This window comes from Aquimarina sp. AU119 (genome assembly GCF_900312735.1).
GTDB lineage: Bacteria > Bacteroidota > Bacteroidia > Flavobacteriales > Flavobacteriaceae > Aquimarina > Aquimarina algiphila.
Window position 1 is genome coordinate 46875 of record NZ_OMPF01000008.1, and the last position, 12327, is coordinate 59201.

The 12327-nt window shown below is 32.2% G+C and carries 13 protein-coding genes; 6 read left to right on the forward strand and 7 right to left on the reverse strand.

Features of this window, described 5'->3' with window-relative positions; all coding sequences use genetic code 11:
* Positions 1-255 precede the first annotated feature (255 nt).
* The 5 genes from DK442_RS07820 to DK442_RS07840 all read left to right on the forward strand — a co-directional run bounded on the left by DK442_RS07820 (position 256) and on the right by DK442_RS07840 (position 6528).
* Positions 256-654: a lipocalin family protein gene (locus DK442_RS07820; protein WP_109435306.1), complete on the forward strand. Its 399-nt coding sequence runs from the start codon at positions 256-258 to the stop codon at positions 652-654.
* Positions 655-666: 12 nt separating this feature from the next.
* A complete protein-coding gene (locus tag DK442_RS07825) occupies positions 667-1734 on the forward strand; it encodes a hypothetical protein (RefSeq protein WP_109435307.1) in 1068 nt (355 codons plus the stop codon).
* Positions 1735-1943: 209 nt separating this feature from the next.
* A complete protein-coding gene (locus DK442_RS07830) occupies positions 1944-3044 on the forward strand; it encodes a DUF2911 domain-containing protein (RefSeq protein ID WP_109435308.1) in 1101 nt (366 codons plus the stop codon).
* A 180-nt stretch (positions 3045-3224) separates the two neighbouring features.
* Positions 3225-5318: a phosphate acetyltransferase gene (gene pta / locus DK442_RS07835; protein WP_109435309.1), complete on the forward strand. Its 2094-nt coding sequence runs from the start codon at positions 3225-3227 to the stop codon at positions 5316-5318.
* A 19-nt stretch (positions 5319-5337) separates the two neighbouring features.
* The gene (locus DK442_RS07840) at positions 5338-6528 is read left to right on the forward strand and encodes an acetate/propionate family kinase (protein ID WP_109435310.1); all 1191 of its coding nucleotides are present in this window, start codon (positions 5338-5340) and stop codon (positions 6526-6528) included.
* A gap of 243 nt (positions 6529-6771) precedes the next feature.
* On the opposite strand, the gene DK442_RS07845 is transcribed toward DK442_RS07840, so the two are convergent.
* The 5 genes from DK442_RS07845 to DK442_RS07855 form a co-directional block, all read right to left on the reverse strand.
* Positions 6772-6957 (reverse strand): hypothetical protein, encoded by a 186-nt coding sequence (locus DK442_RS07845; protein WP_109435311.1) that lies wholly within the window; start codon positions 6955-6957, stop codon positions 6772-6774.
* 119 nt (positions 6958-7076) lie between these two features.
* Positions 7077-7253 carry a hypothetical protein gene (locus DK442_RS28145; protein WP_160114084.1) on the reverse strand — a complete coding sequence of 59 codons (177 nt, stop codon included), beginning with the start codon at positions 7251-7253 and terminating at the stop codon, positions 7077-7079.
* 103 nt (positions 7254-7356) lie between these two features.
* Complete coding sequence (locus tag DK442_RS07850; protein WP_109435312.1) at positions 7357-7542, reverse strand: hypothetical protein; 186 nt, start codon at positions 7540-7542, stop codon at positions 7357-7359.
* A gap of 174 nt (positions 7543-7716) precedes the next feature.
* Complete coding sequence (locus tag DK442_RS28150) at positions 7717-7893, reverse strand: hypothetical protein (protein ID WP_160114085.1); 177 nt, start codon at positions 7891-7893, stop codon at positions 7717-7719.
* A 122-nt stretch (positions 7894-8015) separates the two neighbouring features.
* Positions 8016-8201 (reverse strand): hypothetical protein, encoded by a 186-nt coding sequence (locus DK442_RS07855; RefSeq protein WP_109435313.1) that lies wholly within the window; start codon positions 8199-8201, stop codon positions 8016-8018.
* A gap of 302 nt (positions 8202-8503) precedes the next feature.
* Here DK442_RS07855 and DK442_RS07860 point away from each other — a divergent pair, with 302 nt between their 5' ends.
* The gene (locus DK442_RS07860) at positions 8504-11080 is read left to right on the forward strand and encodes an endonuclease (protein WP_109435314.1); all 2577 of its coding nucleotides are present in this window, start codon (positions 8504-8506) and stop codon (positions 11078-11080) included.
* A 90-nt stretch (positions 11081-11170) separates the two neighbouring features.
* Here DK442_RS07860 and DK442_RS07865 read toward each other — a convergent pair whose 3' ends face one another.
* Positions 11171-11737: a DinB family protein gene (locus DK442_RS07865; protein WP_109435315.1), complete on the reverse strand. Its 567-nt coding sequence runs from the start codon at positions 11735-11737 to the stop codon at positions 11171-11173.
* Between the two features lie 51 nt (positions 11738-11788).
* Complete coding sequence (locus tag DK442_RS07870) at positions 11789-12325, reverse strand: Crp/Fnr family transcriptional regulator (protein ID WP_109435316.1); 537 nt, start codon at positions 12323-12325, stop codon at positions 11789-11791.
* Positions 12326-12327: the final 2 nt, after the last annotated feature.

Below are 12327 nucleotides of genomic sequence, written 5' to 3' on the forward strand. Positions count from 1 at the left end.
TATTAAATAGATAAAACTCTACCATCGTGATAGTATCATGCTGGTAGAGTTTTACTGATACATAGCTAAAGATACAATACATTAAGGCTCAATTTTCTGCATAACATTACTATCTATAAAAGTAACCTTATAGTTTTCTGATCCATTTTAAACTTAAGTTTTCTTAACAAAATCAATTTTTTGTTTTTGTCCAAAAAGAACAAACACCATACTTTTTGCGATCTATATTTTTGTTCAAAACATTAGAATAACGATATGGAATATAAAATCAAAATGGCCTTTGCTTTAATAGGAATAGGATTAATCTTTTTTATCAATACTATCAATGCTCAAAAAATAGACAAGACTAATTTGTTTGAAATCTGGCATTTGAATAGTTATAAAATTAAGAGCAAAGAGTATTCACCATCCAAAAAAGAAAAGAATGATTATATACATTTTAAGGAAGATGGAACATTTGTTTCTAAGTCAGAAAATACAATAGAAACCGGAACTTGGATATTAAATAATAATGGTGGTTATATTTTGATGATCGATGATAACAATGAAACGATAAAAGCCTATATCGTAAGTTTAAGTTTTGAGAATTTAATACTGCGCTTTGACGTAGCAGAGATTAAAGAAGTCGAAGTTGTGTATAGTAGTCATTTATAAAATTGAGTGATTATGAAATATAAATGCACAATACTGCTTTTAGTTATATCCTTTACAACATTCGCTCAAGAAAGGATTCGTCTTAATACAGTTCTCTTTGAAACAGATAATATATCAATATATGTAAAGGATATAAGGGACGAAAGAAAAGAAAAGTCATTAGGTAATGTAGATAATAGCTCAGGAAAACAAAGTACAGTAATATTAAATCCAAATGCGTCAAAAGCAATTCAGGAATTTATGGATGTTTCTTTTCCTTTTTCAAAAGAAGCTACGCCAATTTATATTAAAATTAAAGCATTAGAAATACAGCAATCACAAAGTGCTATAAATACTGTAACAACAAGAGCATATGCGCATCTAATTTTCTTTGAAAAAGAAGAAAATTCATTAAAAGAAATTTTTAATATTAATCATTACGAAGATCAGATTTTTGACATATCGAATACATCTGGAATATTTGAAAGTCATGAAAAGAATATTAGAGCAACATTAGAATATTGCATGCAACTTTTTGTAAAAAACTATAAAGAAAATAAAACTTCTGAAAAGGATACATTAGAATTTAGGGCATCCAAAGAACCAATTTCTTTGGCTACAGTACCCAAATTGGGTAAGTGGTTTGATATTTTTACATATAAACAACTTTTTAGTAAAAATAGAGAAGGGTATAACATTAGTTATATAGGATTTTCAGATAGTGAAGATCGTTTTATTTTACCGTTTGTATTATCGTATAGTACCTATAAAATAAAGCCAGAGTCATTGAGGAATAAAGGATACAAATCTGTTGATTATTTTGCACTAGGAGCAGGTTTTGATGGATATTTTAAAATGTTCCCGGGAGTATATGTTGGTTTAGGTATTGGAGTGCCAATAGGTGTTGAAGTTACAAGAAACACAGAAAACAGGAAACGGACTAATTTTTTGATAGGTATAAACGCAAAACAAGGGATAAAACTTATCCCTTTTAAAGACTTTGGGATTGTTATGGGAGCCAATATATTTCAACAAGTTCAAACATCCAAAGTATATAAAACAGATTTTGGTTTTGAATTGGAATTAGGGGTTAATTTTTAAGAAGCTAAAGCATGTCCTTAAAAATAATAGCAATATAGTTTTGTTAATTAGTTGTTAAGTAAAGAGTGGTTTAACAATCTATTATTAATTTTTTATTGAGTTTAACACTATCGTAACATTAGGATTAATAATTACCTCTTACATTGTTTTGGGGTAGAAATCGAGATCGATTTCTATTTATAAATAATTATTAAATCAAAAAGTCAGTCATGAAAAACTCCAACCTTATTATCGCATGTATTGCGGCAGCAATGATGCTATTCACAATTGATACGAAGGCACAATTAAAGACGCCCGAGGGAAGCCAACGTGCACAGGTAATGCAACGTGTGGGAATTACTAATATTACAATTGATTATGGAAGACCTAGTGTAAAAGAACGCGAAATATGGGGCAAATTAGTACCTTATGGTTATAATGACCTTGGTTTTGGTACATCAAAGGCAGCACCTTGGAGAGCTGGAGCTAATCTTAATACAACTATTGAATTTACAAATGACGTAAAGGTAGAAGGAAAAGATATTGAGGCAGGAATCTATGGTTTACATATAGCATTAAAAGAAGATGGAGGAGCTACCATAATATTTTCTAACAATTCTACTTCTTGGGGAAGTTATTTTTATGATGAAAAAGAAGATGCTTTAAGAGTAGATGTCAAAACTAAAGAGGCGCCACACACAGAAATTTTGAGCTTTTCGTTCCCTATAATTGAAGCCAATAGTACCGTAGCGGCTCTACGATGGGAGAAAAAAGAAATTCCGTTTAAAATAGAAGTAGATGTAAAGAGCATAGTAATGGCGGGAATTAAAAATGACCTTCGTAATACTTCAGGGTTTACTCAATCAAATTGGGATAATGCAGCAAATTATGCTTTTAATGCAGGTGAATTAGATAAAGCTTTAGAGTGGATTAATGGTTCTATTAGCGGGAACTTTTTTAGCAAAGAAACATTCTCAAATTTATCTCTTAAATCACAGATCTTAGTAAAACAAGGAAAAACAAATGATGCTATGACACTTGTTGATAAAGCAGCTAAATTAGGTAATGCAAGTCAGGTTTTTCAATTAGGAACCGGATTGATTAGCCAAAAACAAAATGATAAAGCGTTAGCTATTTTAAAAGATAATGTAAAGAATAATAACGGTGCATGGCCTTCAAATTTTGGTTTGGCAAGGGCATATTCTGCAAAGGGAGATTATAAAAATGCCGTAAAATCTTTAAATATAGCAATGACAAAAGCACCAGAAAGATTTAAGCCAAGGTTAACGGCTGCTCTTGAGAAACTTAAAAAAGGAGAAGATATAAATTAAAAAAAATCAAAATTTATAGTTTTTTAAAGAAGGTTTAGAGTTTTTCTAAACCTTTTTTTATTGAAATTAAAATCAAACTGTTAATAACATAATACTATCGTAGAAAACAGTTTTAATATCATATGATTTTATGGTACATTAGTGCATTACCGTATCTTTGTATACACCAAATTTATGTACATGAGCAAAGCCGTTTATATTGCTACTATCGAACCGAATAGTGGTAAATCTATTGTTGTTTTAGGGATGATGCGTATGCTTCTGGGCAAGGTTGCCCGGGTAGGATACTTTAGACCAATAATTGACGATCCTGCAGCAGGAGAAGTAGATAATCATATCAATACTGTAATTTCTCATTTTGAGTTAGATATTAATTTCAAAAAAGCATATGCGTATACCAGAAGTGAAGTGCTTCAGAAGTATAATGAAGGTAAGGCAGGAGAGATTATAGATGGTATTATAACAAAATATAAAAATCTTGAAGAAAAATTCGATTTTGTCCTTGTAGAAGGAACCGACTTTTCTGATGAAGGTAGTATTATTGAGTTTGACATAAATGTTGTTATAGCAAAAAATTTAGGAATTCCGGCAGTAATAGTAGCCAGTGGATTGGATAAGACCAATAAAGAAATTGTAGGTAATTTAAAGCTCGCCTATGATACTTTTAATAGTAAAGATGTTGAAGTTTTGGCCGTTGTTGCAAACAAAGTTACCCAAGGGAATGAAGATGGATTAGAACGTGTTTTTGAAAATGATTTCACTAATGAGGTAGATCGAATTGTAATTCCTAAGATCAATTCTTTATTAAATCCAACAATCAAAGAGATTGTCAATGAGTTAGATGGAAATGTTTTGTTTGGTAAAGAATATTTAAATAATCAAGCAGGTAGTTTTGGAGTGGGAGCCATGCAATTACGAAACTATTTAACTCATCTTAAGGATAATAGTCTGGTGATTACACCTGGGGATCGTGCAGATATTATTTTGGGAGTGTTACAGGCAAATATTTCTGATAACTACCCTAAGATTTCAGGAATTATATTAACAGGGGGAATAATTCCTGAACAATCAATTCTTAAACTTATAGAAGGGGTTTCTTTATCATTCCCGATTATAGCCGTTCCAAGTGGCACATTTTCTATTGCGAATAGGATAGGAGCTATTAAATCAAAAGTTTATTTGGATAATTTACAAAAAATAAACACCTCTATAAGTACATTCGAGAAATATGCTAATGAAGATCGCCTGGCAGATAGAATGATTACTTTTAAATCAGAGGGGTTAACACCACGTATGTTTCAGTATAATTTATTAAGACGTGCATTAAAGCATAAAAAGCATATTGTTCTTCCTGAAGGATCCGATGAAAGAATTTTAAGGGCAACTTCAAGATTATTAGCTTCCGGAGTTGTAGACATTACCTTAATCGGAAATGAAAAAAAAATAAAAAATAAAGTTACACAACTCGATATCCCAATTGATTTTAGTAAAGTAAATATTGTTTTCCCAACAGAATCTCCTCATTATGATGATTATGTACAGACATTTTATGAATTGAGAAAACATAAAAATGTAAACCTGGATATGGCTAAAGATATGATGGCAGATGTGTCATATTTTGGTACAATGATGATCTATATGGGACATGCCGACGGAATGGTTTCGGGAGCAGTTCATACTACTCAGCATACTATTCGTCCAGCACTACAGTTTATTAAGACAAAACCAGGAGTAAAAGTGGTTTCTTCTGTGTTTTTTATGTGTCTCGAAGACCGAGTTTCGGTATTTGGTGATTGTGCGATAAATCCAAATCCAAACGCCGAAGAATTAGCAGAAATAGCAATTTCTTCTTCAGAGTCTGCTGCTGCTTTTGGGATCGAACCAAAGGTTGCAATGCTGTCATATTCATCAGGGAATTCTGGTAAAGGTGAGGATGTAGAAATAGTAAGAACTGCAACTACGATTGTTAAAGAGAAGCGTCCTGATCTTAAAATAGAAGGTCCCATACAATATGATGCTGCGGTAGACATGAGAGTAGGACAAAGTAAACTTCCGGAATCCGAAGTTGCAGGTCAGGCCAGTGTTTTAATTTTTCCAGATTTAAACACAGGAAACAATACATACAAAGCTGTGCAGAGAGAAACAGGTGCATTAGCAATAGGTCCAATGTTACAAGGGTTAAATAAACCCGTAAATGACCTAAGTAGGGGATGTACTGTAGATGATGTATACAATACGGTGATTATTACTGCAATTCAAGCTCAAGGATTATAAAAAAAGAGAAAAGAAGATCATGCAAATACTTGTATTAAACTCAGGAAGTTCATCGATAAAGTTTCAATTATTTACCATGCCAGAGGCAAAAGTTATTTGCTCTGGATTGGTAGAACGTATTGGATTGGATAATGCAAAAATTAACTATCGGTCAGATATCAATAAAATTGAAGCGACAGAGATAATTAATAATCATAAGGATGGTTTGCAATTTATTGCAAGTTATTTAATGGATAAAGAAATAGGCGTTATTCAGGCAGCTTCAGAAATTGAAGCCGTAGGGCATAGGGTGGTTCATGGAGGGAGTACTTTTGCTGAAACAGTTGAAATTACTGAAGAAGTAAAACAAAAAATAGAAAAACTATCAGTATTAGCTCCATTGCATAACCCTGCTAATCTTGAAGGGATCCTGGTAGCTGAAGAAATTTTTCCTGAGGCAAAACAAGTTGCAGTATTTGATACAGCCTTTCACCAAACCATGCCTGTTGATGCTTATAAATACGCAATTCCCAATACATTTTTGGATGAGAATAATATTAGGGTTTATGGCTTTCATGGAACTAGTCATAAATATGTTTCAGAAAAAGCGATAGCGTTTTTGGAAAAGAAAAAGAACTCAAAAATTATTACGATTCACTTAGGGAATGGATGTAGTATGACAGCGATCAAAGATGGTAAAAGTATTGATCATACTTTGGGGTTTGCACCTATGAATGGTTTAATTATGGGGACACGATGCGGTGATATTGATCCGGCGGTTATTTTTTATATGGTAAACTCGCTAGGGTATTCATTAGATGAAGTAAATAACCTCTTACAAAAAGAAAGTGGAATGCTGGGGTTAACAGGATATAGTGATTTAAGAGATATTGAAGCCGAAGCAGAAAAAGGAAATTCAGATTGTAAATTGGCATTACAGATGAATGCATATCGAATCAAAAAATTTATTGGTGCTTATGCATCGATAATGAACGGTTTAGATGCTATTGTATTTACTGCAGGAATAGGGGAGAACTCTAGTGTTATTAGAGAGTTAGTGTGTAATGATCAAGAGTTCCTTGGGATTCAATTAGATACAAAACAAAACGAGATACGATCAAAAGAGATCCGAGAGATTAACTTACCTTCTTCAAAAGTAAAAATATTGGTTATCCCAACAAATGAAGAATTAGAGATTGCTAAGCAATCATTTGAAGTGCTGTCCTCATAATGACTTAAAAACAACCTCTTGTTTTTTGAAATAAGAGGTTGTTTTAGAATTTTGTAATAGAGATTTGCACATGTACTATTGAGACAAAGAGAATTACCTATACCTATTAGATCACATTGAATATTAAAGTATCCTGGATTTCTTCTGGTTCCTTTAATTCTTCCTTAATGTTCATTTGGATAATTTCTGAACTCTACTTAATTCTAAGATTTTTTTAACAAGAATAATTTTTACGATTAGTGTTTAATACAAGTATTGACAAAAACCATCAATACAAAGTGAATATTCACAACCAAAAGCACCACCCGCTAGTTTTACACGACATTGTTGACTATTGCAACAACCGTAATTTCTTATAGCACCTTTTATTTCTTGTTGTTGTTCTTTAGATAATTTCTGAACTCCCGAAAGATTTAAAATTTTTTTCATTTTTGTATATATTTAAAAGTTAATAATCCAATTTTTGATTTAGAATAGTATTCCAATTAGAATTATTCACTAATAAAAAAGACAAACCTAAAGTTTGTCTTTTTATACTAATTGCGTTCTTAGTAAAAGATACAACCAAAACTTGTGCAACGTCCAGGCTCACAAAAACTTCCTCCTGGAAAGCTTACTCGGCACCTGTTTGGACTACAACAACCAGCGAAAGCTGCACCTTTAATTTGACCTTGTTGTTCTTTGGATAATTTCTGAACCCCTGTTAGATTTAAGATTTTCTTCATTATATATTTAATTTAAAGTTAATACGAATTGAGATATGCTTTCTAACCAAAAAAGGATCACCTTATGCAATAAAGTCATCCTCTTTTCATTATTTATATTTTATTATGCCCAGATACATCCGCCACTAACACAGTATCCATAGTCACAAAATTCTATTCCACTTGGAGTTCTTACACAGCATCTATTAGGACCATTGCAATAAGGTCTGGAAAAATTGGCTCCATTTACATCCTGTTGTTCTTTTTTACTTAGTTTTTGCACTCCTGTTAGCTTCAATATTGTTTTCATTGTGTAAATATTTAAAAGTTAGTAATTAAAATTCAGGTATAAATATGTATTCTAAAGTTATAAGACGTTTATTGGGAATACAAGTTTATGTTCATGATATTTATAAATTTGGGGTATTAAATTAAAAGGGTTAAACAGGTTAAGGTGTTGATTATGTGTGTTTTGTTTATGTTTTTAGTAAAAGACACATCCTCCCCAAGGATTACAACGACCTGGTTCACAAAAACGTCCGGCAATGAGACAACCTCTGCCACTTGGACAACAAACTCCTCTCGAAGCTGATCCATTAATATTTTGTTGTTGTTCTTTAGATAGTTTCTGAACTCCTGTTAGATTTAAGATTTTTTTCATAATGTGTATATTTAAAAGTTAATAATTCAATTTTTGACTTATAATGATATTCCAATTAGAATTATTTACTAATAAAAAAGACAAACCTAAAGTTTGTCTTCTTTGTATGATTAGTATCGAGATTAGGCAAAAATACATCGCCCCCAACGATCACAATATCCTGGTTCGCAAAAACTTTGGTTACCAAAACTGATAAGACATCCTCGTCCATTAGGACAACAAGTAGCACGCCCAAAAGCACCTTTTATTTCTTGTTGTTGTTCCTTGGATAGCTTCTGAACTCCTGTTAGGTTTAAGATTTTTTTCATGATGTGTATATTTAAATGTTAGTACTTAAATTTAGTTTAAAATACTGAATAACAGTTACATAAAAACCACCGAATATGTAAGGTCTTCTTATTGGTTTTGTGTTGTAAGAAATAACTTATTAACAAGTGTTAAGGTTTGTAAAGGTTTGATTTTTAATATTTTGAATTAAATGTTTTTTTTAATTCCTAGATTGTCAACATACTAGGTAACGTTTTGATAACGTTTGACTATAGTAAGTCTAAGAAAATAACTTTAGTTTCGAATCCGCATAATCACACATAATAAACTAACTCACAACACAATGAAAAAAATAATTCTTTTATTATTGGCTATTCCAATTATTGGTTATAGTCAAATACCATCATATTATAATGATGTTAATCTTAATTTATCTGGAAACGCTCTACAAAATGAATTGGGTAATAAAGTTATAAATACACATACCACTTTTCTTACATATACTCCAGGAGTCTGGGATGCTCTAAAACAAACAGACCTGGATCCTTCTGACGCTTCTAAGGTAATTTTGATTTATGGATTTAGTGATACCGATGGAAATACGACAACAGACAGAACTCGAGGAGTGAATAATAACGGAGGAGGATCTACCGATTGGAATAGAGAACATGTCTATCCAAGATCTTTAGGAAACCCAAATCTTGGTTCTTCAGGCCCAGGTTCTGATGCTCATCATCTAAGACCTTCTGATGTACAACGTAATTCATCCAGAGGAAATAGAAAATTTGCAGACGGTTCTGGAAACTCAGGAACCACGGCTCAAGGACATTGGTATCCTGGAGATGAATTTAAAGGTGACGTAGCGCGTATGATGATGTATATGTATATTCATTATGGTAATCGTTGTCTACCAAAAAATGTTGGTGTTGGTTCTCCTGCGGCAAGTGATAGTAATATGCTTCAATTATTTCTTGAGTGGAATGCAGAAGATCCGGTATCACAATTAGAATTACAGCGTAACCCAATCTTAGAAGGAATTCAAGGAAACCGGAATCCATTTATCGATAACCCGGCATTTGCGACACAAATTTGGGGAGGACCACAAGCAGAAGATAGGTTCGGAAATGTAGGGGGAGGTAATGATACTCAAGCTCCTAGTGTGCCGGGTAACTTAGTATCTAATTCTACAACGCAAACTTCTACAGTACTATCTTGGAATACATCTACAGATAATGTTGGTGTTACCGGGTATGATATTTATAGAAACAATACATTTTTGGCCTCGGCTACAACGACTAGTTATAGTGCTTCAGGATTGACAGCAAATACAACGTATTCATTTTCTGTAAGAGCAAAAGATGCTGCTGGTAATATATCAGCTTCTAGTAGCACCATAACGGTAACTACTCAAAGCGCTTCTTCTGGAGGTAACGCAACCGCATTATTTTTTTCAGAATATATAGAGGGATCATCAAATAATAAAGCATTAGAAATAGCAAATTATACAGGAGCATCGGTTAATCTTTCTGGATATACAATAAAACGACAAACTAACGGTTCTGGATCTTGGTCTGGAGGATTAAATTTATCAGGAAGTATAGCCAATAATGATGTTTTTGTGATAGCAAATAGTTCAGCTTCTAATACAATCAAAAATGTTGCAGATTTAACTTCTGGGGCTTCAGAGATGACTTTTAATGGTAATGACCCTGTAGGTCTGTTTAAAAATAATGTTTTGATAGATATTATTGGAAATTTTAATGGAGGATCATCGAATTTTGCAAAAGATGCTACCTTAAGAAGAAAAGCAGATATTTCATCTCCTTCGTCTACGTATAAATCTATCGAATGGGATTCTTTTCCTCAAAATACAACTGATGATTTGGGAAAGCATACTTTTAATGGAGGAGGTAATAGTGTTGATACAGAAGCTCCATCTGTTCCTACAAACCTTAGTGGTTCTAATATCACAGAAAATAGTGTGAACCTTTCCTGGACTGCTGCTACCGATAATATTAGTGTAGAAGGATATTCTATATTTCAAGATGGTACATTGTTAACAACTACTGGTTCAACAACATATATTGCGTCTGGTTTAACAACAGGAACATCATATACATTTACAGTACAGGCTTATGATGCTGCAGGAAATAATTCTGTATCAAGTAATACGATAACTGTAACTACACAAGATATTATAGTATCCTATTGTGAATCAAAAGGAAATACAATAAATTATGAGTTTATTGATTATGTTGGAATAGGAGGTATTGCCAATACTACTCAAGCTAATGGAGGTTATGGTGATTTTACTTCTCGGGTAGGAAACCTCAATTATGGTGATAATACAATTGTGTTAAGTGTTGGATTTGTGAGTGCTTCTTATACCGAACATTGGGCAGTTTGGATCGATTTTAATAAAAATGGATCCTTTGAAGCTTCAGAACAAGTAGTTACAGGTTCTACTTCGAACCCAGGTAATTTGTCATATAATTTTACGATTCCAACTTCTGCCAGTTCTGGTACAACTAGAATGCGAGTTTCTATGAAATGGAATGGAGCGCCAACCTCTTGTGAAACTTTTGGTTATGGTGAAGTAGAAGATTATACAGTAAATATTGGAGCTTCAGCTTCTAAAACCAAAGAATTAGCAGAGGTTAGTATTGATGGTAAATTAGAGAATGAAAACCAGATATTTTCAGCTCAAGTATATCCTAACCCGACATCCAGTTATGTCAATTTAGGTATTGGAGATAACCGTGAAATTAGTTTTAAATTAACTGATATGCGTGGTCGAATTATAAAATCTGGAAAAACTACAAAAAATAGAATAGAATTAAATGATGTAAAATCAGGTATGTATAGTATAGAACTTAATGATGGTACCCGTTCGGTTTCATCAAAAATAGTAGTTCAGTAATGTTTTGACAATATTTAAACAAAAAGCCTCACTTTACGTGAGGCTTTTCTGTTTTGTATAATGTAGAATAAATTAATTAGGTTGATATGCCTATAATGTTTTTCTTCTATTGACCTCTTCCAGTACCTTTTTAGCTTGTAAAATATGTCTTTGATTATGATAGATTACAACTCTAAAAGTATCGCCTAATCTTAGCTTTAGCCATTTAGAAATCGAAATCCCGGTTTTTGTTTTAATAAGATTTACCTTTTTAGACATATCTAATACATCAAGGAGCATATATTGATGATTGATAAATGTGCTCAATACATCTTTATTTAGCATACTCCCAGCAGGGTTCATTGATTTGAATGTCTTCATTTTATTTAGTTTTTCTTTAGGAAGCATACTTTTTGCAAAATAATTCCCTAACCATCCACTTTTAAAGTTCTCTGATTCATGGTGCTTAGAGATTGCTATTTGTTGCTTTATTTCAGGAATATAAAAATTTCCGTATAAATTTAAATGTTCTAAGCATTCTAATATACTCCAGTATTCAGATGTTTTTTTCCAGTTAAGTACTTCGATTGATAACTGATTAAATTTCTCTACTTCGTTTATGTTTTTTCGGGTTCTTTCTATTAAGTCCTGTATTAAGTCTTTTGATGTTATTTCCATTGTTTTTTTTACAAAAGTCTATATTCTAAACTCTTAAAACATTGATCGAAATTAAGATTTTTTGATTCTGGAAAGTGTTTCTGGAGTCATTCTCAAATATGATGCTATATATTTATTAGGAATTTCCTGAAAGAGTTGAGGGCTACGTTTTAATACACGATTGTATCTTTCTAAGGGAGATATGGTTAGAATATCTCGTTCTCTTTCCATTTGTTGTAAAACAAAATCTTCAAGAATGATATTCCATGTTTTGATATTTTGGGAAGACGCCCATATTAAATTCATGAGTTTTGTTTTACTTATTACTTTTAAAGTTGTCTTTTTTAGGGCTTGAATATATAAATCTGATGGTTTTTCATTTAAAAATGAGTCAAGAGCGGCAATGAGGTTATTTTTATACCCAAACCGAATAGTATGCTCTTCAAATTCATCCAGTACAAATATTCTTAAACTACCACTGATAACCAGATAACAGTTAGTATCAATACTTCCTTTTACTTTTAAATACTCATTTCTTTTCAATTCTATTTCTCCATCCCACAAGTTTTGGGTATTGAGTTCTGTAATTAGAAGTAAAATTGGATTCATTT

Bases quoted from the DNA above. Each gene is read 5' to 3' on its own strand.
- DK442_RS28150 (WP_160114085.1), bottom strand. From the start codon at position 7,893: ATGAAAAAAATCTTAAATCTAACAGGAGTTCAGAAACTATCTAAAGAA.
- DK442_RS07850 (WP_109435312.1), bottom strand. From the start codon at position 7,542: ATGAAAACAATATTGAAGCTAACAGGAGTGCAAAAACTAAGTAAAAAA.
- DK442_RS07865 (WP_109435315.1), bottom strand. From the start codon at position 11,737: ATGGAAATAACATCAAAAGACTTAATACAGGACTTAATAGAAAGAACC.
- DK442_RS07825 (WP_109435307.1), top strand. From the start codon at position 667: ATGAAATATAAATGCACAATACTGCTTTTAGTTATATCCTTTACAACA.
- DK442_RS07820 (WP_109435306.1), top strand. From the start codon at position 256: ATGGAATATAAAATCAAAATGGCCTTTGCTTTAATAGGAATAGGATTA.
- DK442_RS07855 (WP_109435313.1), bottom strand. From the start codon at position 8,201: ATGAAAAAAATCTTAAACCTAACAGGAGTTCAGAAGCTATCCAAGGAA.
- DK442_RS07860 (WP_109435314.1), top strand. From the start codon at position 8,504: ATGAAAAAAATAATTCTTTTATTATTGGCTATTCCAATTATTGGTTAT.
- DK442_RS07870 (WP_109435316.1), bottom strand. From the start codon at position 12,325: ATGAATCCAATTTTACTTCTAATTACAGAACTCAATACCCAAAACTTG.
- DK442_RS07840 (WP_109435310.1), top strand. From the start codon at position 5,338: ATGCAAATACTTGTATTAAACTCAGGAAGTTCATCGATAAAGTTTCAA.
- pta (WP_109435309.1), top strand. From the start codon at position 3,225: ATGAGCAAAGCCGTTTATATTGCTACTATCGAACCGAATAGTGGTAAA.
- DK442_RS07830 (WP_109435308.1), top strand. From the start codon at position 1,944: ATGAAAAACTCCAACCTTATTATCGCATGTATTGCGGCAGCAATGATG.
- DK442_RS28145 (WP_160114084.1), bottom strand. From the start codon at position 7,253: ATGAAGAAAATCTTAAATCTAACAGGGGTTCAGAAATTATCCAAAGAA.
- DK442_RS07845 (WP_109435311.1), bottom strand. From the start codon at position 6,957: ATGAAAAAAATTTTAAATCTTTCGGGAGTTCAGAAATTATCTAAAGAA.